Source organism: Rhizobium sp. Leaf306, assembly GCF_001423425.1.
Taxonomy (GTDB): domain Bacteria; phylum Pseudomonadota; class Alphaproteobacteria; order Rhizobiales; family Rhizobiaceae; genus Neorhizobium; species Neorhizobium soli.
The window spans coordinates 818,506-843,911 of sequence record NZ_LMNX01000002.1; the positions used below are offsets into that span (position 1 = coordinate 818,506).

Consider the following 25,406-nt stretch of genomic DNA (forward strand, 5'->3'; position numbering starts at 1 on the left):
GCGCAAGTTTTGCCCATTTGGCAAGGTGACGCGAGCCGAAAACAATCCTATATGAACCGCAAAACAGGGACTTGGCTTATGACTGGATTGGCACGCACCAGCGCGGATCTCGACCCCCGTCGCCGACGTATTCTCTATCGCTGCTGGCATCGCGGTATTCGCGAGATGGATCTCGTGTTCGGCAGCTTCGCCGAGGCGGAGATTTCCAACCTCTCCGATACGGAACTGGACGAGTTTGAAGTGATCATGGATGAGCAGGACCACGACCTGCACGCCTGGATCACCGGCGCTATGGCGCTGCCCGAGGAACGCAATACGCCTCTGTTTGCGCGTATCGCCGCCTACAAGCCGGACTTCGATCCCGTGACCAGAGAGTCGTTGCAAGAGAAACTCGGCCAATGATTTCCGGATTTAACGCGAAGAAGATCGCGGCGGCCTCAACACCGCTGACCATCGGCAGTGTGCCGGCCGGCACCGAAGCGCTTGTTCTTGCGGAACTGGCGCGGGCCGGACAGTCGGTTGCCTACGTTCTCTCGGACGGCCAGCGGATGCCGGATCTGGAGCAGATGCTGTCCTTCGTTGCGCCGGAAATTCCGGTTCTGTCGCTGCCGGCCTGGGACTGTCTGCCCTATGACCGTGTGTCGCCGAGTGCCGATGTCTCCGCAAGGAGACTTGCCGCCCTGTCGGGGCTGATCGCGCATGCCAAGAAGCCGCATCCGGCCATTGTGCTCGTCACCGTCAATGCGATGTTGCAGAAGATCGCGCCAGCCTCGGTGATCGAAAGCCTGGCGTTTTCAGCCAAGCCCGGCAACGTGATCCGGATGGACGATATTGCCGCGCGGCTTGAGCGCAACGGCTTCGACCGCGTCTCGACGGTTCGTGAAGTCGGCGAATTCGCTGTGCGCGGCGGTATTCTCGACGTGTTTGTGCCCGGAACGGAAGAGCCGGTGCGGCTCGATTTCTTCGGCGATACGCTGGAAACGATCCGGTCGTTCGATCCGGCAAGCCAGCGCACGACAGGTCAGGCCCGCTCGCTCGATCTCAACCCGATGAGCGAAGTGACGCTGACGCCCGACACGATCAGCCGCTTCCGCACGAATTACCTTTCGCTGTTCGGCGCTGCCAACCGTGACGACGCGCTCTATCAGGCCGTGTCCGAGGGTCGTCGTTATGCGGGCATGGAACACTGGCTGCCACTGTTTTACGAGAAGCTCGAGACCGCGTTCGACTATCTGCACGGTTTCCGGATCGTCACGGATCACAATGCACGCGAAGCGGCGACTGAGCGCTCAAAGCTGGTCACCGACTACTTCGAGGCACGCCGCGATCAGGCGAGCCTGGGCAAGGGTGCCGCCGCACAGGCAACGCCCTACAAGCCGGTATCGCCGGGCCAGCTCTATCTCGACGGCAACTCGTTTGCGGAAACGCTCGATCAGGTGGCCGCCATCAGGCTGACGCCCTTCAACGAGATGGATTCGGCCGGTCGTCCGGTCTTGACGCTGGATGCCCATACGGGGCCGCGTTGGGCGAAAAGTCAGGCGGAGACCGGGTCCGAGACCCAGGAGCACGATTCCGATAGCGACGTTCGTGTCAATATTTTCGATCTCGTCGTCAAGCATATCGCCGACAAGCGCGCTGAAGGCACGAAGGTTCTGATCACCGGCTGGTCTGTCGGCTCGCTCGACCGCCTGCTGCAGGTGCTGGATGAACGCGGCCTGAAGCGTATCAAGCCGATCGACAAGCTGTCGGACCTGCAGAAGCTTGAAAAAGGCGAGGCGGCGTCCGCCGTGATGAGCCTGGAGGCGGGGTTCGAGACCGGCGATATCGCCGTGATCGGCGAGCAGGATATTCTTGGCGACCGCATGGTTCGTCGCGGCAAGCGCCGCAAGCGTGGAGCCGATTTCCTCACCGAAGTTGCGGGTCTCGACGAAGGGTCGCTTGTCGTCCACGCCGAACACGGTATCGGCAAGTTTGTCGGCCTGATCACGATCGAGGCCGCCGGCGCGCCGCGCGCCTGCCTGGAACTGCATTATGCGGATCAGGCCAAGCTCTTCCTGCCCGTCGAAAACATCGACCTTCTTTCCCGCTACGGGTCGGATGCAGCGGAAGCCAATCTCGACAAGCTTGGTGGCGGCGCCTGGCAGGCCCGCAAGGCCAAGCTCAAGAAGCGCCTGCTGGATATGGCCGGCGATCTGATCCGGATCGCTGCGACGCGCATGGTGCGTCGTGCGCCGGTTCTCGCAACGCCGGAAGGGCTCTACGACGAGTTCGCGGCACGTTTCCCCTATGACGAGACGGAAGACCAGGCAACTGCGATCGAGGCCGTGCGGGACGATCTGGCCGCGGGCCGTCCGATGGATCGCCTCGTTTGCGGCGACGTCGGTTTCGGCAAGACCGAAGTGGCGCTGCGCGCAGCCTTCTTTGCCGCGATGAACGGTGCCCAGGTTGCGGTCGTCGTTCCGACGACCCTGCTGGCACGCCAGCATTTCAAGACCTTCACCAACCGCTTCCGCGGGCTGCCGATCCGGATTGCACAGGCCTCGCGTCTTGTGCCGGCAAAGGAACTGGCGCTGACGAAGAAGGAATTGTCCGAGGGCAAGGTCGATATCGTCGTCGGCACCCATGCGCTACTGGGCAACAGCATCCAGTTCGCGAACTTGAGCCTTCTGATCATCGACGAGGAGCAGCATTTCGGGGTGAAGCACAAGGAACGGCTGAAGGACATGAAGACCGACGTGCATGTGCTGACGCTGTCTGCGACGCCGATCCCGCGGACGCTGCAGTTGGCCATGACGGGCGTTCGCGAACTGTCGCTGATCACCACGCCGCCGGTCGACCGCATGGCGGTGCGGACATTTATCTCGCCGTTTGATCCGCTCGTCATCCGCGAGACGCTGATGCGAGAGCATTACCGCGGCGGCCAGAGTTTCTACGTCTGCCCGCGGCTGGCGGATCTTGCCGATATCCAGGCATTCCTGCAGTCGGACGTGCCGGAACTCAAGGTCGCGGTTGCGCATGGCCAGATGGCTGCCGGCGAGCTGGAAGACATCATGAATGCCTTCTACGACGGCAAGTATGATGTGCTTCTCTCGACCACGATCGTCGAATCCGGTCTCGACGTGCCGACTGCGAATACACTGATCGTGCACCGGGCCGACATGTTCGGACTGGCGCAGCTCTATCAGCTGCGTGGCCGCGTCGGGCGCTCGAAGGTTCGGGCATTTGCGCTGTTCACGCTGCCAGTCAACAAGACGCTCACCCAGATGGCGGACCGTCGCCTCAAGGTGCTGCAGTCGCTCGATACGTTGGGCGCCGGTTTCCAGCTGGCAAGCCACGACCTCGACATCCGCGGCGCCGGCAATCTTCTCGGCGAGGAGCAGTCTGGTCACATCAAGGAAGTCGGTTTCGAGCTTTACCAGCAGATGCTGGAAGAGGCGGTTGCGGAGGTGAAGGGTGAGGACGACGTCGTCGATACGGGCTGGTCGCCACAGATCTCCGTCGGCATCACCACGATGATCCCGGAGAACTACGTGCCGGATCTGCATCTGCGCATGGGTCTCTATCGCCGCCTTGGCGAAGTGCAGGAACTGTCGGAGATCGATGGCTTCGGTGCGGAAATGATCGATCGCTTCGGGCCGATGCCGCCCGAGGTGCAGAACCTGCTCAAGGTCGTCTATATCAAGACGCTCTGCCGCAAGGCGAATGTCGAGAAGGTCGATGCCGGTCCGAAGGGCGTGGTCATCGTCTTCCGTGACAAGCAGTTCCCCAACCCGGCGGCGCTGGTCGGCTATATCGCCAAGCAGGGTTCGCTTGCGAAGATCAGGCCGGACCAGAGCATCTTCCTCAACCGCGACCTGCCGACGCCGACAAAGCGGCTGACGGCTGCAGCCCAGGTGATGACGCAGTTTGCGGAACTGGCGAAGACCTGAAGCGTCTCGTCGCTTCGACAACAAACAAAAGGCCGGTGAGCAGAGCTCGCCGGCCTTTTTCGTTCAATCGATACTGTGGCTTTCAGGGCTTCGTGTCTGGCGCTTCCGGCGCCATCACCGCGGCGGCCTGCGTATCCGAGCCAAGGGCCGGCGGAAGCGGCGTGCCGCGAACGCGTTCGCGAATGAGGGTCAGCATGCCCGAGCCGATGATCAGGATGATGCCGATCACCATCGGCAGGTCGATATGGTCGCCGAAGACCAAGTAGCCGAACAGCACCGCCCAGATCATTTGGCTATATTGCGTCGGACCGATCAGGGTCGCGGGTGCATAGGCGGCTGCATACATGACCAGGATCGCGCCGAGTGCTGCCAGAAGCCCGTAGCCGGCCAGCCAGAGCCACTGGATTGCCGTCGGTGCCTGGAAGCCGGGCAGGGCAAGCGCGCCGCACACGACGAGCGTTCCGAGCACGCCGGCCCCGTAGAGCGATATGTTCTTCTCTGATGGTCCCATGGCCCTGAACACGACGATCGAGATGGCTCCGCTCAAGCCGCCGAAGACGGCGCCGAGATGGCCGATCGAGAGTTCGCGAAATCCGGGGCGGAGCACGATCATGACGCCGACAAAGCCGATGACGACCGCGGCCCAGCGCCTGTATCCGACCTGTTCCTTGAGGAAGATGACCGACATGATGGTGACGAAGGACGGAAGAAGAAAGATCAGCGCGAACGCTTCGGCCATCGACAGATGGGTGAAGGCAGTGACGCTGCCGATCGTGCCGCCGGCCTGCGCCACAAATCGCAGGATCCAGAGCGATCTGTTGGTGGTGTTGAAGATATCCGTCCAGCGGTCGCCCTTCTTCATGAGGAAGGGAAGACCGACGAGGCAGAAGACCGCGCCGAGGAACGAGGATTGATAGGGGCTCAGCTGGCCCTCGATCAATTTGACGCTGGCGTCGCTCCATGCATAGGCGGCGAAGGCCGCAAAGGCGATGAGGACACCCTTGAGGGTCTGGTCTTTCTGCACAAAGATGACTTTCAGAGAGCTAGATCATGCCCTTGCGAGCTTCGGCTTTGAGCTGGGCGATTTCGCGGAAAGCGTTGGCGAGAACATCCGGCATCTGGGCACCGCTCACCGCATACTGTCCATCGATGATGAAGAACGGCACGCCGTTGACGCCCATCTTCTGCGCAGCGTCGATCTCGGCAAGGACCGTGTCCTTATCGGCGTCACCTGCCAGAAGGTTCTCGACGACCGTGCGATCCATACCGGCTTCGACGGCGATGTCTGCGAGAACCGCGTGGTCCCCGACAACGCGCCCCTGCTCGAAATTCGCCTTGAACAGCGCGGTCACAACGCGATCCTGAACCTCGCGGCCTTCCACCATCGCCCACTGAAGTAGACGGTGGGCATCGAGCGTGTTCGAGCCGACCGTGATCGCGTCGAAATTGAATGCGATGCCGACTTCCTGGCCCAGCTGAGTGAGCGCCCCGTGCGCGCGGGCGACCGTTTCGCTGCCGCCGAGCTTTGCTTCCAGAAACGCTTTGTGGTCCACACCTTCAGGCGGAATGTCCGGGTTGAGGCGATAGGGACGCCAGTTCAGGTCGACACCGATCTCGTCCTGAACTTCGGCGATTGCCAGCTCGAGCCGCGCCTTGCCCAGATAGCACCAGGGGCACACGACGTCGGAGACAATATCTACGGTGATGCGCTCCATCGGCGTTCTCTTTCCAATCAGGTTTGGCTTGCGATCGGGAGGTGGCGAGCTGTCTACTGCGCCCGCTCATCCCACCAAGTGTTGAGCTGATAGCCGTATAGCGGCAAGGTTTCCGGATAGCGTATCTGCTTGCGCCGCGCCACCCACTGGTCGGCAATATGGTAGAGCGGCACCATGTAATGGCCTGAAATCAGCAGGCGGTCATAGGCGCGAACCGTTGCTTCGAAATCTTCCTTGCTACGGACGGCTGTCATGGTCCCGATCAACCGGTCGATATCGGGATCCGCTGTTCCTGCAAAATTGAAGCTGCCGGGCGTGTCGCGGGAGGTGGAGCCCCAGCGTCCCATCTGTTCGATCCCGGGAGACAGCGACGACGGGTAGGATTTGACGATCATGTCGTAGTCGAAGCTGCCCGACCGCGCCTGGTACTGCGAATCGTCGACTGTGCGGATCGCCATGTCGACGCCGATCATCCGAAGGGCTCGCTGGTAGGCGATGGCGAGCTTTTCCTGATCGACGGTCTGGGTCATGACCTCGAACGACAACTGGCGCCCGCTGGCATTTGTCATGCGGCCGTTCTTGATCGTGTAGCCGCCCTTGTTCAGAAGGTCGACGGCCTTTCGCAACACTCTGCGGTCGGCACCGGACGCGTTGGTCTTTTCGATACGGTAGGTACCATCGAGTACGTCGGGCTCGATTCGGTTCTTGGTGTCACCGAGGATTTCTAGCTCGCGCTGGTCCGCCGGTTTGCCGAGAGAAGTCAGCGGCGAGCCCTGCCAGAAGCTTTCTGTGCGGGTATAGGCGTTCTCGAACAGGTTCCGGTTGGCCCACTCGAAATCGAAGGCCAGCGAAAGGCCGGCGCGCACATTGACGTCTGCAAAGATCGACCGGCGCGTGTTGAACACGAAGCCCAGCATGCCCGTCGGCAGTTGCGGCGTGAAGGCTTCCTTGACCGCGTCTCCAGTCCGGATGGCCGGGAAATTATACGCGCGCGCCCAGTGGGTCGGGCTGCCATCGGGATAGATGTCGATCTCGCCCTTCTTGAAGGCTTCGAACAGGGTGTTGTCTTCCAAAAAGTATTCGACGCTGATTCGGTCGTAATTGTCGAAACCGACTTTGGCCGGAATATCCTTGCCCCAGTACTTCTCATCGCGCTCGTAGACGATTCGCTGGCCGGGCGAGACGGATTTGATAAGATAGGGTCCCGAGCCCAGCGGCACCTTCAGGGTCGACTGATCGAATGTCTCCGGGTCGATCGCGTGTTTCGGCAGGATCGGGGTGGAGGCGGCGATGATCAGCGGGAATTCCCGGTCGACCGTGTCGTTGAAGGTAAAGCGGACACTGCGCTCGCCGACCTTTTCCATCTTCTCCACAGGGGCGAGACGCCTGGAGAACGGCACCCGACCCTTGTCGCGCAGCACCTCGAAGGAAAAGATCACGTCCTCAGGTGTCACCGGCTGGCCGTCGGACCATTTTGCCTTGGGATTGATGTTGAACTGGATGAACGTGCGCTCATCATTCCACTCGACGCTTTCGGCCAGAAGACCATAGAGCGTGAAGGGCTCATCGGCGGAGCGGGTCATCAGCGTTTCATAGATCAGGTTGCCGAAGGCCGGATCCCAGACGCCGCGGGCGGTGGTGCGGATGCTCTTGAGGTTGAACGGGTTGAGGCTGTCGAACGTGCCGACGACGCCGTAGCGGACGCTGCCCCCCTTCTTCACTTGCGGATTGACGTAGCTCAGATGCTGGTAATCGGCGGGCAGGGCAGGTTCGCCATGCATGGAGATCGCGTGCACAGGCTGCGCCCGCGCCCCGGATGCCATGACAGGCACAAACAGCGTCGCTGCGATCAAGAAGGATATACTGCGCTTCATGAAAGCATTCCGTTTCTCTCAATACTGCTGATTCGGGCGGAAAATAGCGGATAGGTGACAATGCACCAAGCACAGGCTCTTCAAACTTGCGTTGCAACGGTGAGGTTTGTCAAAATAGCAAAAGAAAGGCTGGATATCGCCGTCGCGTCGATGTAACAGATTGGCAACACCCGCCGAGTCATTCAATTGCCTCATTTGAGCGACAGGTGACAGGCAGTAGGACATCTCGACGGGGTGGACGGCGCATGCTGCGCCCGCGGATTTCAGGAGACGGATTTCGTTATGATGCTCAAGGCAACCAAAGTTATGCGGACGGCCATGTCTGCTCTTGCTGTTTCGGTCGGCGTAGCTGCGCTGCCGGTTGCAGCCTTCGCCCAGCAGGCAGCTCCCGCACAGGGCGGCGCCGGTGCCGGCGGTCCGCCGCTTGGCTGGTTCAAGACCTGCACCAAACAGGACGATGCTGATCTCTGCGTTGTGCAGAACATCATTCTGGCCCAGAACGGCCAGCTAATCACGGCAATCGGCCTCATCAGTGTCGAAGGCAAAGTGAACCGCAAGATCCTTCAGGTTTCGGTTCCGACCGCACGTATGGTGCAGCCTGGCATCATCATGCAGATCGACGGTGCCAAGGGTCAGAAGCTCGACTACGCCGTCTGCCTTCCCGACAAGTGCACAGCTGAAGTGCCCCTGACGGATGCGATGATCGCCAGCCTCAAGAAGGGCACCGACGTCGTCTTCACGTCGATGAACTTCCGTCGCGCGCCGAACCCGATCAAGGTTTCGCTGACCGGCTTTACCGGCGCCTATGACGGTGCCGCAATCACCCAGTCGCAGCTTGCCGAAAGCCAGCGTAGCCTAGAAGAAGGCATGCAGAAGAAGGCTGAGGAAGCGCGCAAGAAGCTTGAAGAAGCTCAGAACGCTGCCAAGCAGGGCCAGTAAGTTCAAATCTCAAAGCAACAAAAAAGCCCGGTCGAAAGACTGGGCTTTTTTCGTTTTGACGATTTATCTCGACCAGGCTGGCCCCGATCAGTGGGCGAGGATGACCTTCGGCTTTAGGTTGCCGGAGGGGCCGGCGTCGAAGATCTGGTAGACCTGCGGGTTGCGCAGGGGTTGGTCGCTCTCGTCATGGACCAGGTTCTGTTCCGAGACGTAAGCGACGTATTCGGTTTCGTCGTTCTCGGCCAGAAGGTGGTAGAAGGGCTGATCCTTGCTTGGGCGGATCTCGGCCGGAATCGCGTTCCACCATTCCTCGGTATTGTCATATTCGGGGTCCACATCGAACACGACGCCGCGGAACGGGAACACCTTGTGGCGAACGACTTCCCCGATCGTAAACTTGGCATTTCGCTGTTTCATGGTGCGACATCCTTTCGCAACATAATGTGGGTGTAAATCCGTTGCTGCTCAAGTGGCAAATGCGGTGTGGTAAGGATAGTTCCACTTTGTTCTCATCCCGTTCCTGCTCGCCTTCCCTTCAACGTTGCAAGAATGACGCCTCCGAGGACGCACACGATGCCGACACCATGGTAGGCCTCGAAGGTTTCGCCGAGAAACGCCACGGCCATGACGATCGAAACCGGGGGCATGAGGTAGAGCGTGGTCCCGGCCGTGACCGAACCGAAGATCCGCACCACCTGCTGGAAGCAGAAGAAGGCGGCGAGCGAGGCGAAGAGAATGATGCCGGCAAGCTTCATCCAGGCGGACTGGCTGGTGGGAAGAAGACCGCCGTGAAACAGTTCCCAGATCGCCGGCACGATCAGGATGAGCGAGCCGGAGAAGGCAATCAGTCCGAACAGTGTGAGCGGACGAACGGCTTGAGCTGCCGGGCGCCGTAACAGAATTGAATAAAAGGCAAACGCGATCGCGGCGATCAGAATGCCGAGATCGCCGAGATTGAAGCGCATGTGAAGAACGGCAGCAAGGTCGCCGCGCAACACGATGACCGCGACGCCCGCGAAGGCGAGCGCCATGCCGCAGATTTCCTTGATGCTGATGCGTCGGCTGGCGAACAGCCATTCCAGCAGAATGATGAAGAGCGACGACGTGCTGTAGATCAGCGTGGCATTGGAGGCCGTCGTCATGGTGAGTGCCCAGTAGACGAAGCCGCCGCAAATGCCCATGCCGAGGAAGCCGAGCCAGAGCCACAACCACGTATGGGCCCGCACAAAGGCCGCAGCAGCACGACGATCCATATAGAGCAGCGGCAGCATAATAAGCGTCGAGCCTGCCCAGCGGATAAACGCGGTCATATAGGGACCGATCTCGCCGACAATGCCGCGGCCGAAAACGAGGTTGCTGGAGAAGAAGACCGGGACAAGAAGGAAGATCAGCCAGTCGAGGGGACGGGGCGTGCTGCCGGTATCGCGCATGAAGCAATCCAGGGGGCGGTGAAGCAGGCACGGGCCTGTGACCGCAGGTTAGGAGCCTGCTGCTCCGATGAAGCACGAATGAAAAACGGCGGGTAAGCCCCGCCGTTTCTGGTTTTCAGGTTGGTCCGCGGATCAGGCGGAATAGTACATGTCGAATTCGACTGGATGCGGCGTCATCTCGAAGCGCATGACTTCCACCATCTTCAGTTCGATATAGGCGTCGATCTGATCGTCGTCGAAAACGCCGCCGGCGGTGAGGAACTTGCGATCCTTGTCGAGGCTGTCGAGCGCTTCGCGCAAGCTACCGCAGACCGTCGGGATCTTGCGCAGTTCCTTCGGCGGCAGGTCGTAGAGATCCTTGTCCATGGCCTTGCCGGGATGAATCTTGTTCTTGATGCCGTCGAGGCCGGCCATCAGCATGGCGGCAAAACCGAGATAGGGGTTCTGGGCCGGATCGGGGAAGCGGACTTCGACGCGCTTTGCCTTCGGGTTCGACCCGAACGGAATGCGGCAGGAGGCGGAACGGTTGCGGGCCGAGTAGGCAAGCAGAACCGGTGCTTCGTAACCCGGGACGAGACGCTTGTAGGAATTCGTCGTCGGGTTCGTGAAGGCGTTGATCGCCTTGGCGTGCTTGATTATGCCGCCGATGTAGTAAAGGCAGCTTTCCGACAGGCCTGCATACTCGTCACCAGCAAAGGTCGGCTTGCCGTCCTTCCAGATCGACTGGTGAACGTGCATGCCCGAGCCGTTGTCGCCGAAGATCGGCTTCGGCATGAAGGTGGCCGTCTTGCCATAGGCATTGGCGACCTGATGCACGACGTATTTGTAGATCTGCATCTTGTCGGCGTTGCGCACCAGCGTATCGAACTTCACACCGAGTTCGTGCTGGGCAGCGGCCACTTCATGGTGATGCTTTTCGACGACCACGCCCATCTCGGTGAGGACGGTGAGCATTTCCGAGCGCATGTCCTGAAGGCTATCGACCGGAGGAACCGGGAAGTAGCCGCCCTTGACGCGCGGACGGTGGCCAAGGTTGCCGGTCTCGTAATCGGTGTCGTCGTTGGACGGCAGTTCCGAACTGTCCAGCTTGAAGCCCGTATTGTAGGGATCGGCCTTGTACTTGACGTCGTCGAAGACGAAGAATTCAGGCTCGGGGCCGACGAAAATCGTATCGCCGATGCCCGATGCCTTGAGATAGGCCTCGGCCTTCTTGGCCGTGCCGCGCGGATCGCGGTTGTAGGCTTCACCGGAAATCGGATCGAGAATATCGCAAACGATGACCATGGTGGATTGCGCGAAAAACGGGTCCATGTGCACGGTCTGCGGATCGGGCATCAGCACCATGTCCGACTCGTTGATGGCCTTCCATCCGCCGATCGAGGAGCCATCGAACATGACGCCATCGGCGAACATATCCTCATCGACGGCCGAGACATCCATCGTCACGTGCTGCAGCTTGCCGCGCGGGTCCGTAAAGCGCAGGTCCACGAACTTGACGTCGTTTTCCTTGATCTGTTTCATGATTTCGCTTGCGCTCGTCATATGACCTTTTCCTCGCCTGTATGATTGTTATGAACTGTCCGCGCGGCTTCTTATCAGCCTTCAAAGTGCGGTCAGATAGCGTCCACACCCGTTTCGCCGGTGCGAATACGAATGACTTCCTCCACGTTGGAAACGAATATCTTGCCGTCTCCAATTCGTCCAGTCTGTGCCGCGTTGCGGATGGCCTCAATGACCGCGTCTGCATTCTCGTCGGCCAGCACAACTTCAACCTTCACCTTCGGGAGAAAGTCGACGACGTATTCCGCGCCACGATAAAGCTCGGTATGTCCTTTTTGGCGTCCAAAGCCCTTGGCCTCGGTCACCGTAATCCCTTGCAAGCCGACTTCCTGAAGGGCTTCCTTCACTTCATCCAGCTTGAACGGTTTAATGATCGCTTCGATCTTCTTCATGAGAAACCAACTCTCCGCTTCTCCCAGTCGCAGGCCCATGCCCGCCAAACAGGCCGATGCACTATTCGTGCCAAACTCTTTCACGTTTTTCAGAAAATAACACGGGTTTGCGTCAAAACTTTCCATTTTTCGGTGGATTGCCTGCTGAACGCGGTCGGCCACGTCCGGGTTTGTGCGCCTGACGCCGTATCCTTGCCGAAATCGCTTCCGCCCGCCGCACCGAGCGCATGCCTGTCCACCTACTAAATAAGCATGTTTTCTGTGCATTTGATGATTTTTTGATCACTAAGATCGCGCTTGTATTTCCCCTGTTTTGCCTTTGAATAGACAAATGACCAATTCATTCGCTCATTTGCTCCTGACGCCTAACGATATGGCAGCCGTCGACACGGCCGCGGCAGCATCAGGCATGTCCTCGATAGGGCTGATGGACCGCGCGGGCCGGGCTGTCGCGGCGTCGGCTCTTCGACATTTTCCCGGCGCGTTGCGCTTTGTCGTCCTGTGTGGACCCGGCAACAATGGCGGTGACGGCTATGTCGCAGCGGCGGCCTTGAACGAAGCCGGCACACGCTGCGTGGTCTACAGTCTGGGGGATCCCGCACAATTGCGCGGCGATGCCCTTGAGGCCCGTTCAAGCTGCCCCCTCGATACCCAGCCGTTGGACAGTTATGTGCCATCGCCAGGTGATGTCGTCATCGATGCGCTCTTCGGGGCAGGGCTCTCCAGAAACGTCTCCGATAGCGTGGCGGCACTCGCTGATCGTCTGGCAGCCACCGATACACCCGTGCTTGCCGTCGATCTGCCGTCTGGACTATGCGGCCGGCGCGGCGTGGCGCTTGGCGCGGCGTTGCGTGCAGATCGGACGGTGACATTCGTTGCGCGCAAGCCGGGCCACGTCCTCATGCCGGGACGCGAGCTCTGCGGCGAACTTGAGGTTTTCGATATCGGCATCCCCCGACGAATCGTTTTGAGCAAGGCCGGCAGTCTTGCCGAGAACGCGCCGTCGATCTGGAGCTCAGCTGTGCCGTCACCGTTGGGTGACAGCCACAAGTATACGCGCGGCCATCTGGTCGTGTTCAGCGGTCCCGCGGACAAGACGGGCGCAGCCCGGCTTTCGGCGACGGCGGGTCTGAAGCGCGGGGCAGGGCTCGTTACCGTTGCAAGCCCGACGGACGCACTTCCCGTCAATGCCGCCTCGCTGACAGCAATCATGCTTCATGCAATCGACGATGTCGCAGACCTCGCCGAGTGGCTGGGTTCGGCAAAACTCTCCGCCTTCGTGCTCGGCCCGGGGTTCGGCGTCGGGGAGAAAGCCCGCGAGTTCGTGCTGGCACTGAAGGACAAGCGGCTGGTGCTGGACGCGGACGGCATTTCCTCGTTCAAGGACGATCCTGATACGCTGTTTTCAGCCTTCTCGGAGGGCGAGACGCGCCTGGTACTGACCCCACATGAGGGGGAGTTTGCCCGGCTGTTTCCGGATTTGGCTGAGGGCAAAGAACTCAGCAAGCCGGAGAAGGCGCTGAAAGCCTCGGCGCGGGCCAACGCCGTCATCGTCTACAAGGGTGCAGACACGGTGATCGCTTCACCCGATGGCCGCGCCCTGATCAACACGAGTGCGCCGCCCTGGCTTGCCACCGCAGGCTCCGGAGATGTGCTCGCCGGAATGATCGGAGCGCTGCTCGCTCAGGGCATGCCCGCCTTCGAGGCCGCGGCGGCAGGCGTCTACCTACACGGCGAAGCGGCCAATAGCCTGACCCCAGACATGACCGCGGAAGATCTGGCCAAGAGAGCAGGGATCCTGCCGAATAAAGAGCCCTAGTTCCTGGCGTCGAGCATCTCCTGCATGGCCATTGCGCCGCCGGGGGCGTTGACCTTGCCCTCGTGGATGAAGAAGGCGTAGACGTCGCGCGGCTTTTTGGCGGGATTTCGCGATTCGTCGATCAAAGGTAGATCGTCGGGGACGCTACCGGCAGACCAGGTTTTCAACCTTTTCGCCCAATCTTTCATATCCGGCTTCGTGTAACAGGTTTCGATCTCGTCCGACCCTTTTTGCAGCCGAGCATAGACGAAATCAGCGGTAACGTCGGCGATCATCGGATAGTCGAAATGATCGGCGCAGACGGGCGCGACATTGTATTTCGCGATAAGTTCGACGAATTCCGGAACCTTGAAGCTGTCGTGGCGGACCTCGACGACGTGGCGCAAAGGCAGCCCTTCCAGCGCGTCCGGCAGCAGCTTCAGAAACGCTTCGAAATCGTCAGGCTCGAATTTCTTGGTCGGCGCGAACTGCCACAGCAACGGCCCAAGATGGTCGCCGAGTTCGACGAGCCCCTGCTGCAGGAAGCGTTCGATCGATTCGCCCGCCTCGGCCAGGACCTTGCGGTTGGTAGTGTAGCGGCTGGCTTTGAGCGAGAAGATGAATCCGTCAGGCACTTCGGACGCCCATTTCGCAAAAGTCTCGGGCTTTTGCGACCCGTAATAGGTGCCGTTGACCTCGATGACCTTGAGCTTGGACGCCGCATATTCAAGCTGGCGTTTCTTCGCCAGCTTGTCCGGATAGAACGTGCCCTCCCAAGGCGCGAAGGTCCAGCCGCCGATACCTGTTCGAATTATGCCTGGTGTCATCACTCATCTCCCCGGAACAGGTATTGGCGGCGGTAAAAACTATTCTGCCGCTTGGACTTTCTTGACCGGACGCCGTTCCAGAAGCTCCTTAAGGAACTGGCCGGTATAGGAGCGCTTCTCCTTGACGACCTGTTCCGGCGTGCCGCAGGCAACAATCTCCCCACCACCCGTGCCGCCTTCGGGGCCAATGTCGATAACCCAATCGGCGGTCTTGATGACTTCGAGATTGTGCTCGATGACCACGACCGAATTGCCCTGGTTGACCAGCTCGTGCAGCATTTCCAGAAGTTTCGCGACGTCGTGGAAATGCAGGCCCGTGGTTGGCTCATCGAGAATATAGAGGGTGCGGCCGGTGGCACGCTTCGACAGCTCCTTGGCGAGCTTGACGCGCTGCGCTTCGCCGCCTGAGAGCGTGTTTGCCTGTTGACCGACCTTGATATAGCCGAGACCGACATCGAACAGCGATTGCAGCTTGTCGCGCACGGCCGGAACCGCGGCAAAGAACTCGACACCTTCCTCGACCGTCATGTCCAGGACATCGGCGATCGACTTGCCCTTGAAATGCACGTCGAGCGTTTCGCGGTTGTAGCGTTTGCCGTGGCAGACATCACAGGTGACATAGACATCCGGAAGGAAGTGCATCTCGATCTTGATGACGCCGTCGCCCTGGCAAGCCTCGCAACGGCCGCCCTTGACGTTGAAGGAGAAGCGGCCGGGTGCGTAACCGCGGGCCTTGGCTTCCGGCAGGCCGGCGAACCAGTCGCGGATCGGCGTGAAGGCGCCAGTATACGTGGCCGGGTTGGAGCGCGGTGTGCGACCGATCGGCGACTGGTCGATATCGATCACCTTGTCGATATGCTCGAACCCGTCGATCCGATCGTGCTCGGCCGGGATTTCTCTCGCGCCCATGACGCGGCGTGCGGCCGACTTGTAGAGCGTTTCGATCAGGAAGGTCGACTTGCCGCCACCCGACACGCCGGTCACGGCGGTAAAAACGCCGAGCGGTACCGCCGCGGTAACGTTCTTGAGGTTGTTGCCGCGGGCTCCGAAAACCTTGAGTTCCTTGCCTTTTTTGACCTTGCGCCGCTCAGTGGGAACTGCGACCCCGAGTTCGCCCGACAGGTATTTACCGGTCAGTGACTTGGGGTTTGCCATGACCTGCTGCGGCGTGCCTTCGGCGACGACCGTGCCGCCGTGGATGCCGGCGGCAGGGCCGATATCGACGACGTAATCGGCGGTCATAATGGCGTCTTCGTCATGTTCCACGACGATGACAGTATTGCCGATGTCACGCAGATGCTTCAGCGTTTCGAGCAGGCGGGCATTGTCGCGCTGGTGGAGGCCGATAGATGGCTCGTCCAGCACGTAGAGCACGCCCGTGAGGCCGGAACCGATCTGCGATGCCAAACGGATGCGCTGGCTCTCGCCACCGGACAGCGTGCCGGAATTTCGCGACAGGCTGAGATAGTCGAGCCCGACGTCGTTCAGGAACTGAAGGCGCTCGCGGATCTCCTTGAGGATCCGCACCGCGATTTCGTTCTGCTTCGCGTTCAGGTGCTCGGGGAGCGCCGCAAACCAGTCGCGTGCCAGCCGGATCGACATTTCTGTCGTCTGGCCGATATGCATCTTATTGATCTTGACCGCCAGCGCTTCCGGCTTCAGGCGATAGCCGGCACAGGACGGGCATGGAGCGGCCGACATGTAACGCTCGATCTCCTCGCGCGCCCAGGCACTGTCGGTTTCCTTCCAGCGCCGTTCGAGATTGGGGACGATGCCTTCGAACGTCTTGGTCGTCTTGTAGGACCGTGCGCCGTCGGCATAATTGAACTCGATCTTTTCCTCGGTGCCCTCAAGGATCGCCGAGCGGGCGCTATCCGACAGCTTGTCCCAGCGGTCCGTCAGCTTGAAACCAAAGACCTTGCCGAGACCCTCGAGCGTCTGGTTGTAATAGGGCGAGGTGGACTTCGCCCAGGGCGCGATCGCGCCATCCTTCAGGGTCCGGCCGGGTTCCGGCACGATCATGTTCCGGTCCACCTTCTGCTGTGATCCGAGACCATCGCAGGTGGGGCAGGCACCGAAGGGATTGTTGAAGGAGAACAGCCGCGGCTCGATCTCCGGAATGGTGAATCCGGACACAGGGCAGGCGAATTTTTCCGAAAACAGAACCCGTTCATGGGTTTCGTTGAGCGACTTGTTGGCAGATCCGCCTGCGGAGGTTTCCTTCTCCGGCAGAGGCTTGTCGGCGAACTCCGCAACGGCCAGGCCATCCGCCAGTTTCAGCGATGTCTCAAGGCTGTCGGCCAGACGCGCGGCAATGTCGGATCGCACCACAAGGCGGTCCACAACGACGTCGATGTCGTGTTTGTATTTCTTGTCGAGCGCTGGAACGTCGGCGATCTCATAGAACTGGCCATCTACCTTGACGCGCTGAAAACCCTTTTTCATCAGCTCGGCGAGTTCCTTCTTGTACTCGCCTTTGCGCCCGCGGATCATTGGTGCGAGAATATAAAGACGGGTGCCTTCTTCGAAAGCAAGGACCCTGTCGACCATTTGGCTGACGGTCTGGCTTTCGATCGGAAGCCCGGTCGCTGGCGAATATGGAACGCCGACGCGCGCAAACAACAGGCGCATGTAGTCATAGATTTCCGTGACTGTGCCGACCGTCGAGCGGGGATTTCGCGAGGTCGTCTTCTGCTCGATCGAGATCGCCGGAGACAAGCCTTCAATCTGGTCGACGTCAGGCTTCTGCATCATCTCCAGAAACTGGCGTGCATAGGCCGACAGGCTCTCGACATAGCGCCGCTGGCCCTCGGCGTAGATCGTGTCGAACGCAAGCGACGACTTGCCGGAGCCGGACAGGCCGGTCATCACGATCAGCGAGTTACGGGGCAGATCGAGATCGATACCCTTCAGATTGTGCTCGCGCGCACCACGGATGGAAATGGTTTTGAGTTCGCTCATCGTTATGCCTTCGGGGAGGATCGAAGGTCCTTATGTAGTTATCGAAAGCCGCCTGTCGAGACGAAACTGTTGCAACGCAACCCGGTTCCGAATGCTTGACAGAACTATACGGAGAAAATAGAACAAAGAAAGAACAAAATTCACTGTGGATTAAACCTCGGCATTGCCCAATCCGGGCGGTCGATGGTTTAAGGTGGGGTAATTGGTTTTCAAAGCCGCGCTTGGCGGCAAACGAGGTGAATACAATGGCGGGCAGCGTGAACAAAGTCATTCTGGTGGGCAATGTCGGCGCCGACCCGGAAATCCGCCGGACGCAGGATGGCCGCCCGATCGCAAACCTGCGCATCGCCACGTCGGAAAGCTGGCGCGATCGTACGTCGGGCGAGCGTCGCGAAAAGACAGAATGGCATACGGTCGTCGTGTTCAACGAAGGCCTCTGCAAGGTCGTCGAGCAGTATGTCAAAAAGGGCGCCAAGCTTTATATCGAAGGCGCACTGCAGACCCGCAAATGGCAGGACCAGACCGGCAACGATCGTTATTCAACCGAAATCGTGCTGCAGGGCTTCAACTCGACCCTGACAATGCTCGACGGTCGTGGCGAAGGCGGCGGTGAGCGCGGCGGCGCACGTGGTGGTGCAAGCGACTTCGGCGGCGGTGGCGGCGGTGATTTCGGCGGCAACTACGGTGGCGGCGGCGATGACTATGATCGTCCGCGTTCCGGGGGTGGAGCACCGGCAGGGCGCGGTGCTCAGGGCAGCCAGGGTGGCCAGTCCTCCGGTGGTGGCGGCGGGAACTTCTCCCGCGACCTCGACGACGACATCCCATTCTGATCAAAAAAAGGCGCCGCTCAGGCGCCTTTTTCATGTTCGGTTGGAGCATGAGTGGCGCGGTCCGAAAGCATCGCTACAAGCACGTCGGACTGCGAGAGTATTCCGACGAGTTTGCCGTTCTCGCCGACGATCGGCAGGTAGTGCAGGCCTTCCTCGGCAAACATGACGACCGCGTCGTTGAGCGGTGCCGACGGCTCGATCGTCCGGACCGGCGCGGTCATGATATCCCTTACGATATGGTTTGGCGCTGTTGCGCCTTGCATCATCAGCCGCAAACGCTGGCGCGGGCCGATCGTCGGGCGACCGCCGGTCCAGATTGGCTTGTCCAGAAAATCCGTCTGCGTAACGATGCCAACCACCTCAGCCTTTTCGTTGGTGACGGGCAGGGCCTTCAGACGGTGGTTGCGCATGGACTGATGCGCCTTCCCCAGGGGATCATCCGGTGACACCGCGATCACGTCGCGGGACATGACGTCGGCGCAGGTGAGGTGGCTGGCGCGCTGGCGGTAGGAGCGCAGTTCGGTCAGGCGAATAATTGTTTCGAGGTCGCTGCGATCGATATCGAGGACCTGATCATAGTCTCTGAGGACGGCGTCGAGATCCTCCCGGCGGAACCCGATACGGCCGCTCGGCGGCGGATCCTTGGTGCCGTGCGAAGGGGAAGGCGTAGCGGGCGCATGCGGATAGCGCCGGCCTGCCAGATTGTTGAGAATGATCGCAAGCAGCAGCAAAGTCAGCGAGTTGCCCAGAACCGGCCAGAGGACGAATCCGTATCCCATCGCGTGGATGGACGGGCCGCCAAGCACTGCGGTCAGGGCAATCGCACCGCTTGGCGGGTGCAGGCAGCGCAGCGCCATCATCGCCGCGATCGCTATGCCAATGGCGAGGCCCGAGGCGAGGGCAGGGTCTGGCACGAGCGCAGCGACTGTGACGCCGACAGTGGCCGAGAGAATATTGCCGCCCAAGATGGACCAGGGTTGTGCGAGCGGGCTCGACGGGACGGCAAAAAGCAGCACGGCCGAGGCACCCATCGGGGCGATCAGTGCCGGCAATGACGGTTCGAAGCCGGCGACGAGACTGCCGCCCAGTCCCGTCAGGGAAATGCCGAGCAAGGCGCCGCCCGCAGAGCGGAGCCGTTCCCTCATGCTGATCGGGTTCGGTGCCTGTCCGATCAGACGGTTTAGAATGTGCATGGATTGAGCTTTCGGCCGTCCGTCTCAGGAAGGATCAGGGTATCGCGAATGCCGACCGGATGCCATCGACCACGAACTGAACGGACAAGGCAGCGAGGATGACCCCGAGAAGCCGGGTGAGGATCGCGCGCCCTGTCACACCCAGGAAACGGTCGAGCTTTTCCGCGATCAGAAGCGTTGCGTAGAGCACCACCATGATCAGCGCGAGGACCCCGATAAGAAGGGCGCGGTCGAGAGCGCTGGTGAATGTTCCCGACAAAAGGACGGTCGCGGAAATCGCTCCGGGGCCGGCGATCAGCGGCAGGGCGAGCGGAAACACGGCGATATCGTGGATATGGTCGATCGTGATCGCCTTTTGAGACGTCTTTTCCTTTCGCTCCTGACGCTTCTCGAAAACCATTTCGAATGAGATCCAGAACAGCAGCAGGCCGCCCGCGATGCGGAAGGCGCCGATCGAGATACCGAGCAGGCCGAGAACGCTCGATCCGAACAGCGCGAACACCGCGAGGATCCCGAAGGCGATCAGCGCACCACGGAAGGCGACAAAGCGCCGTTGTGCCGTCGTCATGCCGACCGTCAGGCCCAGAAAGACCGGCGCCAGACCCGGCGGGTCGAGCGTGACCAGCAAAGTGGTCAACGCGTTGATGAGAGCATCGGGTGAGGCCATGGATACTCCTAGAGGACGCTCGGCTTGCCGTTCAATGATAAGATTGTTAGGACAGCCGGGCGCTTTAGGGAAGTCTTGCAACGAATGTATCCAACGATCGTGGCGAACACCTTCCAAATGCCGCAAAACCTGTTCACAACTACAAAGCAAATTCAGTGGAAATTGGCGCCCGGAGCCGCTTTCCGCTATAAAAATTCAAATGATTCCGAACAGAGATCGTGATCCGATTTGACTGAGCAAAGCACACCCGGCGGCGGAAAGCTGCCTCCAGGCATCGAACCCATTTCCATTATGGAAGAGATGCAGCGGTCCTATCTCGATTATGCGATGAGCGTGATCGTCAGCCGCGCACTTCCCGATGTTCGTGACGGACTGAAGCCGGTTCACCGGCGCATCATGTTCGGCATGTCCGAGCTCGGGATCGACTGGAACAAGAAATACGTCAAATGCGCCCGCGTAACCGGTGACGTGATGGGTAAATTCCATCCGCACGGCAACTCCGCGATCTATGATGCGCTGGCACGTATGGCGCAGGACTGGTCGCTCCGCTTGCCCCTCATCGACGGACAGGGCAATTTCGGATCGATCGACGGGGATCCGCCGGCGGCGGAGCGCTATACCGAGTGCAGGCTTGAAAAGTCCGCCCATGCGCTGCTCGACGATCTCGACAAGGAAACCGTCGATTTCCGCGACAACTATGACGGCACGCTGTCGGAACCGGTGGTTCTGCCTGCGAAATTCCCGAACCTGCTCGTCAATGGCGCAGGCGGCATCGCCGTCGGCATGGCGACCAACATCCCGCCGCACAATCTGTCGGAAGTGATCGACGGCTGCATCGCGATGATGGACAATCCGGCGATCGAACTGCCCGAGCTGATGCAGATCATTCCCGGCCCGGACTTTCCGACAGGTGCGATGATCCTCGGCCGCGCCGGCATTCGGTTGGCTTACGAGACGGGTCGTGGCTCCGTCATGATGCGCGGTCGTGCGACGATCGAACCTCTGCGCGGCGACCGTGAGCAGATCATCATCACCGAAGTTCCCTATCAGGTGAACAAGGCCTCGATGGTCGAAAAGATTGGCGAACTCGTCCGCGAAAAGCGGATCGAAGGGATTTCCGATCTGCGTGACGAGTCCGACAGACAGGGTTACCGAGTCGTCGTCGAGCTGAAGCGCGATGCGAATGCCGACGTCATTTTGAACCAGCTCTACCGCTACACGCCACTGCAGACGTCGTTCGGCTGCAACATGGTGGCGCTCAATGGCGGCAAGCCGGAGCAGCTGGCGCTGATCGACATGCTGAAGGCCTTTGTGTCCTTCCGCGAGGAAGTCGTCAGCCGCCGCACGAAATACCTGCTGCGCAAGGCGCGCGAGCGCGCTCACGTGTTGGTGGGTCTGGCGATCGCCGTTGCCAATATCGATGAAGTCATTGCGCTCATCCGCCGTGCACCGGATCCTGCGACGGCCCGCGAGCAGTTGATGACCCGCCGCTGGCCGGCCCATGACGTCGAGGCTCTTATCCGGCTCATCGACGATCCGCGTCACAAGATCAACGAGGACCTGACCTACAACCTCTCCGAGGAACAGGCCCGCGCGATTCTCGAACTGCGTCTTGCCCGCCTCACGGCGCTCGGCCGCGATGAAATCGGCGACGAGCTGAACAAGATCGGCGCCGAGATCTCCGACTATCTCGACATCCTGTCGTCACGGGTTCGCATCCAGCAGATCGTCAAGGACGAACTCATCGCCGTTCGCGACGAATTCGGCACACCGCGCCGCACCGAGATCCTCGAAGGCGGTCTCGAAATGGACGACGAGGACCTGATTGCCCGCGAGGACATGGTCGTTACCGTTTCGCATCTCGGCTATATCAAGCGTGTTCCGCTGGCGACCTATCGCGCGCAGCGTCGTGGCGGCAAGGGTCGCTCCGGTATGGCGACGCGCGACGAGGACTTCGTTACCCGGCTATTCGTCGTCAATACTCATACGCCGGTGCTGTTCTTCTCCTCGCGTGGCATTGTCTACAAGGAAAAGGTCTGGCGCCTGCCGATCGGTACGCCGCAATCGCGCGGCAAGGCCCTGATCAACATGCTGCCGCTGGAAGCCGGCGAGCGCATCACCACGATCATGCCGTTGCCCGAGGACGAAACGTCCTGGGATAACCTGGACGTGATGTTCTCGACGACACGCGGCACGGTTCGCCGCAACAAGCTGTCGGACTTCGTGCAGGTCAACCGCAACGGCAAGATCGCCATGAAGCTCGAGGAAGAGGGTGACGAAATCCTCTCCGTCGAGACCTGCAGCGGTCCGAACCTCGACCTCAACGAGCCCGGCGACGACGTGTTGCTGACAACCGCGCTTGGCCAGGCGATCCGCTTCCCGGTCGAAGAGGTCCGCGTGTTTGCTGGCCGTAATTCCATCGGTGTCCGCGGCATCAATCTGGCCGAAGGCGACCGCATCATCTCGATGACGATCGTCGGGCATGTGGATGCCGAGCCATGGGAACGTGCCGCTTACCTCAAGCGCTCGGCGACTGAGCGCCGTGCGGCCGGGGTGGACGAAGAGGATATCGCTCTCGTTGGTGAGGAAGTCACCGAAGAGGGACAGCTCTCCGATGAGCGCTACGAATACCTCAAGCAGCACGAGCAGTTCGTTCTCACGGTTTCGGAGAAAGGCTACGGCAAGCGCTCGTCTTCCTACGACTTCCGCACCTCGGGCCGTGGGGGCAAGGGTATCCGCGCCACCGATACCTCGAAGACTGCTGAGATCGGCGAACTTGTTGCCGCCTTCCCGATCGACGAGGGTGACCAGATCATGCTCGTTTCGAATGGCGGTGTTCTGATCCGTGTTCCGGTTGGCGGCATTCGCATTGCCAGCCGTGCGACGAAGGGCGTCACGATCTTCTCGACCCACAAGGATGAGAAGGTGGTCTCCGTCGAGCGCATCAGTGAGCCGGAGAACGAAGACGAGAACGGCGAGTTGCCGGGTGAGATCTCGGCCGAAACCGGTGACCTCGGGATTGCTCCCGATACCGACGCACCTGAAGCAGATGCGCCTGAAGCCGATACGGATGGAGATGCGACCGAGTAGGTCGCCTCCACCCGGACGGCAAAAGACTAGAACCACGAAAAAAGCCGGAGAATGGGAAACCATCCTCCGGCTTCTGTTTGAGTAGCTTCAAGGGGTTGGGCATCTCACCAGTATTTGGCACCGGCGATCAAACTAGTGGCGCGGTGTTCGATCATTGGATTGGGATGCGATTGAATAGGTCGCGTCCTTCCGGAGGGCAGAGGACATCAACAACGAGAAAACCGGAGGATGGGAAACCATCCTCCGGCTTTGTTTGAGCCGCTTGGCGCGGAAAGGGCATCGCGCCCTGTTCGCTAACGTTCACGAAAATAATGCTGTGGCTTGTCGCTCTAAATCTTCCCGACAACGCGCCCAAAGTTCAGGGGGAACGATTGCTGTGTCGGTGATCGCGGATGTTTCAGAGGAACGGCCAATGGGATGAAGTCCCAGTCCAGCTCCTCGCGGCAGGCGATCAATAGTAGGAGATGTCGCTGTAACGACCGGTAACCTGCGGGTAGTTGGAGCCGTCGACATCCGAGCGGTCCTGGTAGAGAGTGACCGTCGCCGTCAACATGACAGCAATCATGGCGCTCCATACGAGGTTAATCATGGTGATCTTGTCGGGCATAGCCATCTTTTTGTTTGCGATCATCATATCCGATTATCCTTTTAATTGCCTGAGCGCGTGAACTGCGCGCAGCGACACCACATTATGAGAGTGACCTATCTGAACGGCTCTGAAGCATGCTTGAATGGCGCGTTCATCTGGCGTTCAGGTTCCGGATCGCGTTTCCACTTCTCAGAGGTCTGGCGATCCGAATACGTAAATCGCGGCGTCCAATAAAAGCGCTGCAGCGATTGCAGCGAAAATCATCAAAGCCAGCATTTCCGTATCTCTCAACTCAGCGGGACGATGATCTCGCCCCGTCATGTTTGTCAGTTAAACATGAGCCGGCTGAAACGGCCTTGAACGACGCATTCATCTTTCGTTCAGTTTTTGGGAAAGCCTTGCAGCGGGCGGCCTTCCGTGACAAAAGGCCGTTGAAATTCAGCTGGAACAGGCTCCGACTTCAGTATGACGATCGCTCTTTATCCCGGCTCATTCGACCCGATGACAAACGGCCATCTCGATATTCTCGTGCAGGCGCTGAACATCGCTGAACGGGTCGTCGTGGCAATCGGCGTTCATCCGGGCAAGGTGCCGGTATTCAGCTTCGAGGAGCGCGCGGCATTGATCGCAGCGGCACTTTCGGAGGCTCTGCCTGCTCGCCGCGACAGTCTTTCGGTGGTTTCCTTCCAAGGATTGGTGATCGACGCGGCCCGGGAGCAGGGGGCGACAATCCTGGTGCGGGGCCTGCGCGACGGGACCGATTTCGACTATGAGGTTCAGATGGCCAGCATGAACCGGACAATGGCGCCAGACCTTCAGACGGTATTCCTGCCCTCTGCGGCGGCCTCCCGGCCCATAACGGCCACATTGGTCCGCCAGATCGCTGCCATGGGCGGCAATGTCGGTGAATTCGTGCCGGCTGTGGTACTGCGCGCCCTGAACGAAAAGCACAAACGCTGATTCTGCGACAAAAGATAACAGGAGTCTTCTGATGAAACTGCTTCGCCTCGCCATAGCCGGCGCCCTCGCGCTCGCTGCCACGGTCGGAACAGCCGTTGCGGCGGCAGACGATTTTCTGACCATCCAGTTGAAGGATGGCCCGGTCGTGATCCAGCTGATGCCTGAGTCGGCACCGAAGCACGTTGCGCAGGTGAAGGCGCTGGCTGCCAAGGGTGCCTATGACAACGTCATATTCCACCGCGTCATCGACGGCTTCATGGCCCAGACCGGCGACGTCAAGTTCGGCAAGCAGGGCGGCCCGAGCTTCAACGCTTCGCGCGCCGGCACCGGCGGTTCGGATCTTGCCGATCTTCCCGCAGAGTTTTCCAAGACGCCGTTCGAGCGCGGCACTGTCGGCATGGCCCGTTCGCAGAGCCCGAATTCTGCCAACTCGCAGTTCTTCATCATGTTCGACGAAGGTCCGTTCCTGAACGGTCAGTACACCGTAATCGGCAAGGTCGTGTCCGGCATGGAAGCCGTGGACAAGATCAAGCGTGGCGACGGCAGCAATGGCGAAGTCACCAATCCCGACAAGATGGTCAAGGTGACCGTCGGCAAGAAATGATCGACTCACAGTCGATTGAAACGGCAACGGCCCATCGGGCTGATGTCC

The 25,406-nt window shown here is 60.1% G+C and carries 20 protein-coding genes; 8 read left to right on the plus strand and 12 right to left on the minus strand.

What is annotated here, in order from left to right:
- The first annotated feature begins 78 nt into the window (after positions 1-78).
- Entirely contained in the window at positions 79-402 is a 324-nt protein-coding gene (locus tag ASG19_RS11665) for a succinate dehydrogenase assembly factor 2 (RefSeq protein ID WP_062456798.1), read from the plus strand.
- Positions 399-3,929 carry a transcription-repair coupling factor gene (gene mfd, locus ASG19_RS11670; protein WP_062456802.1) on the plus strand — a complete coding sequence of 1,177 codons (3,531 nt, stop codon included), beginning with the start codon at positions 399-401 and terminating at the stop codon, positions 3,927-3,929. The genes ASG19_RS11665 and mfd overlap by 4 nt, the downstream gene beginning before the upstream one ends.
- A gap of 82 nt (positions 3,930-4,011) precedes the next feature.
- Here the strand turns inward: mfd and ASG19_RS11675 are convergent, their stop codons facing one another.
- From ASG19_RS11675 to ASG19_RS11685, 3 genes are read right to left on the minus strand one after another with little or no spacing between them, the layout of a single operon-like run.
- Complete coding sequence (locus ASG19_RS11675) at positions 4,012-4,953, minus strand: DMT family transporter (RefSeq protein ID WP_062456805.1); 942 nt, start codon at positions 4,951-4,953, stop codon at positions 4,012-4,014.
- 19 nt (positions 4,954-4,972) lie between these two features.
- Positions 4,973-5,644, minus strand: coding sequence for a DsbA family oxidoreductase (locus ASG19_RS11680; protein ID WP_062456808.1), 672 nt, complete (start codon positions 5,642-5,644; stop codon positions 4,973-4,975).
- A 53-nt stretch (positions 5,645-5,697) separates the two neighbouring features.
- On the minus strand, positions 5,698-7,467 hold the full coding sequence (locus ASG19_RS11685) for an extracellular solute-binding protein (protein WP_062458041.1): 1,770 nt from the start codon (positions 7,465-7,467) through the stop codon (positions 5,698-5,700).
- 333 nt (positions 7,468-7,800) lie between these two features.
- Between ASG19_RS11685 and ASG19_RS11690 the strand changes: the two genes are divergently transcribed.
- A complete protein-coding gene (locus ASG19_RS11690; protein ID WP_062456811.1) occupies positions 7,801-8,457 on the plus strand; it encodes an invasion associated locus B family protein in 657 nt (218 codons plus the stop codon).
- 87 nt (positions 8,458-8,544) lie between these two features.
- Here the strand turns inward: ASG19_RS11690 and hspQ are convergent, their stop codons facing one another.
- The 4 genes from hspQ to ASG19_RS11710 all read right to left on the minus strand — a co-directional run bounded on the left by hspQ (position 8,545) and on the right by ASG19_RS11710 (position 11,839).
- Positions 8,545-8,874, minus strand: coding sequence for a heat shock protein HspQ (gene hspQ / locus ASG19_RS11695; RefSeq protein ID WP_062456814.1), 330 nt, complete (start codon positions 8,872-8,874; stop codon positions 8,545-8,547).
- 92 nt (positions 8,875-8,966) lie between these two features.
- A complete protein-coding gene (locus ASG19_RS11700; protein ID WP_062456816.1) occupies positions 8,967-9,887 on the minus strand; it encodes a DMT family transporter in 921 nt (306 codons plus the stop codon).
- Between the two features lie 132 nt (positions 9,888-10,019).
- Positions 10,020-11,429, minus strand: a complete 1,410-nt coding sequence (gene glnA, locus ASG19_RS11705) for a type I glutamate--ammonia ligase (protein ID WP_062456819.1) — start codon at positions 11,427-11,429, stop codon at positions 10,020-10,022.
- Between the two features lie 71 nt (positions 11,430-11,500).
- Positions 11,501-11,839, minus strand: coding sequence for a P-II family nitrogen regulator (locus tag ASG19_RS11710; RefSeq protein ID WP_007753933.1), 339 nt, complete (start codon positions 11,837-11,839; stop codon positions 11,501-11,503).
- 331 nt (positions 11,840-12,170) lie between these two features.
- Here ASG19_RS11710 and ASG19_RS11715 point away from each other — a divergent pair, with 331 nt between their 5' ends.
- Positions 12,171-13,658 (plus strand): bifunctional ADP-dependent NAD(P)H-hydrate dehydratase/NAD(P)H-hydrate epimerase, encoded by a 1,488-nt coding sequence (locus tag ASG19_RS11715; protein WP_062456822.1) that lies wholly within the window; start codon positions 12,171-12,173, stop codon positions 13,656-13,658.
- On the opposite strand, the gene ASG19_RS11720 is transcribed toward ASG19_RS11715, so the two are convergent.
- Complete coding sequence (locus tag ASG19_RS11720; protein WP_092662382.1) at positions 13,655-14,467, minus strand: DUF72 domain-containing protein; 813 nt, start codon at positions 14,465-14,467, stop codon at positions 13,655-13,657. The genes ASG19_RS11715 and ASG19_RS11720 overlap by 4 nt on opposite strands.
- Positions 14,468-14,503: 36 nt before the next feature.
- Positions 14,504-17,425, minus strand: a complete 2,922-nt coding sequence (uvrA, locus tag ASG19_RS11725; RefSeq protein ID WP_062456828.1) for an excinuclease ABC subunit UvrA — start codon at positions 17,423-17,425, stop codon at positions 14,504-14,506.
- A gap of 245 nt (positions 17,426-17,670) precedes the next feature.
- On the opposite strand from uvrA, the gene ASG19_RS11730 reads away from it, so the two are divergent.
- Positions 17,671-18,255 (plus strand): single-stranded DNA-binding protein, encoded by a 585-nt coding sequence (locus ASG19_RS11730; protein ID WP_062456831.1) that lies wholly within the window; start codon positions 17,671-17,673, stop codon positions 18,253-18,255.
- A 17-nt stretch (positions 18,256-18,272) separates the two neighbouring features.
- On the opposite strand, the gene ASG19_RS11735 is transcribed toward ASG19_RS11730, so the two are convergent.
- Positions 18,273-19,448, minus strand: coding sequence for an HPP family protein (locus ASG19_RS11735; RefSeq protein WP_062456834.1), 1,176 nt, complete (start codon positions 19,446-19,448; stop codon positions 18,273-18,275).
- 34 nt (positions 19,449-19,482) lie between these two features.
- Positions 19,483-20,115 carry a MarC family protein gene (locus ASG19_RS11740; protein ID WP_062456837.1) on the minus strand — a complete coding sequence of 211 codons (633 nt, stop codon included), beginning with the start codon at positions 20,113-20,115 and terminating at the stop codon, positions 19,483-19,485.
- Between the two features lie 228 nt (positions 20,116-20,343).
- On the opposite strand from ASG19_RS11740, the gene gyrA reads away from it, so the two are divergent.
- On the plus strand, positions 20,344-23,205 hold the full coding sequence (gyrA, locus tag ASG19_RS11745; protein WP_062456840.1) for a DNA gyrase subunit A: 2,862 nt from the start codon (positions 20,344-20,346) through the stop codon (positions 23,203-23,205).
- A gap of 451 nt (positions 23,206-23,656) precedes the next feature.
- Here the strand turns inward: gyrA and ASG19_RS11750 are convergent, their stop codons facing one another.
- Positions 23,657-23,839 (minus strand): hypothetical protein, encoded by a 183-nt coding sequence (locus tag ASG19_RS11750; RefSeq protein ID WP_062456843.1) that lies wholly within the window; start codon positions 23,837-23,839, stop codon positions 23,657-23,659.
- Positions 23,840-24,259: 420 nt separating this feature from the next.
- On the opposite strand from ASG19_RS11750, the gene coaD reads away from it, so the two are divergent.
- The gene (coaD, locus tag ASG19_RS11755) at positions 24,260-24,754 is read left to right on the plus strand and encodes a pantetheine-phosphate adenylyltransferase (RefSeq protein WP_062456845.1); all 495 of its coding nucleotides are present in this window, start codon (positions 24,260-24,262) and stop codon (positions 24,752-24,754) included.
- Between the two features lie 31 nt (positions 24,755-24,785).
- Positions 24,786-25,358 (plus strand): peptidylprolyl isomerase, encoded by a 573-nt coding sequence (locus tag ASG19_RS11760; RefSeq protein ID WP_062456848.1) that lies wholly within the window; start codon positions 24,786-24,788, stop codon positions 25,356-25,358.
- Positions 25,359-25,406: the final 48 nt, after the last annotated feature.

Coding starts and splice junctions, on each gene's coding strand:
- ASG19_RS11665 (WP_062456798.1), top strand. CDS start 79: ATGACTGGATTGGCACGCACCAGCGCGGATCTCGACCCCCGTCGCCGA.
- mfd (WP_062456802.1), top strand. CDS start 399: ATGATTTCCGGATTTAACGCGAAGAAGATCGCGGCGGCCTCAACACCG.
- ASG19_RS11680 (WP_062456808.1), bottom strand. CDS start 5,644: ATGGAGCGCATCACCGTAGATATTGTCTCCGACGTCGTGTGCCCCTGG.
- ASG19_RS11685 (WP_062458041.1), bottom strand. CDS start 7,467: ATGGCATCCGGGGCGCGGGCGCAGCCTGTGCACGCGATCTCCATGCAT.
- ASG19_RS11690 (WP_062456811.1), top strand. CDS start 7,801: ATGATGCTCAAGGCAACCAAAGTTATGCGGACGGCCATGTCTGCTCTT.
- hspQ (WP_062456814.1), bottom strand. CDS start 8,874: ATGAAACAGCGAAATGCCAAGTTTACGATCGGGGAAGTCGTTCGCCAC.
- ASG19_RS11700 (WP_062456816.1), bottom strand. CDS start 9,887: ATGCGCGATACCGGCAGCACGCCCCGTCCCCTCGACTGGCTGATCTTC.
- glnA (WP_062456819.1), bottom strand. CDS start 11,429: ATGACGAGCGCAAGCGAAATCATGAAACAGATCAAGGAAAACGACGTC.
- ASG19_RS11710 (WP_007753933.1), bottom strand. CDS start 11,839: ATGAAGAAGATCGAAGCGATCATTAAACCGTTCAAGCTGGATGAAGTG.
- ASG19_RS11715 (WP_062456822.1), top strand. CDS start 12,171: ATGACCAATTCATTCGCTCATTTGCTCCTGACGCCTAACGATATGGCA.
- uvrA (WP_062456828.1), bottom strand. CDS start 17,425: ATGAGCGAACTCAAAACCATTTCCATCCGTGGTGCGCGCGAGCACAAT.
- ASG19_RS11730 (WP_062456831.1), top strand. CDS start 17,671: ATGGCGGGCAGCGTGAACAAAGTCATTCTGGTGGGCAATGTCGGCGCC.
- ASG19_RS11735 (WP_062456834.1), bottom strand. CDS start 19,448: ATGCACATTCTAAACCGTCTGATCGGACAGGCACCGAACCCGATCAGC.
- ASG19_RS11740 (WP_062456837.1), bottom strand. CDS start 20,115: ATGGCCTCACCCGATGCTCTCATCAACGCGTTGACCACTTTGCTGGTC.
- ASG19_RS11750 (WP_062456843.1), bottom strand. CDS start 23,839: ATGATGATCGCAAACAAAAAGATGGCTATGCCCGACAAGATCACCATG.
- coaD (WP_062456845.1), top strand. CDS start 24,260: ATGACGATCGCTCTTTATCCCGGCTCATTCGACCCGATGACAAACGGC.
- ASG19_RS11760 (WP_062456848.1), top strand. CDS start 24,786: ATGAAACTGCTTCGCCTCGCCATAGCCGGCGCCCTCGCGCTCGCTGCC.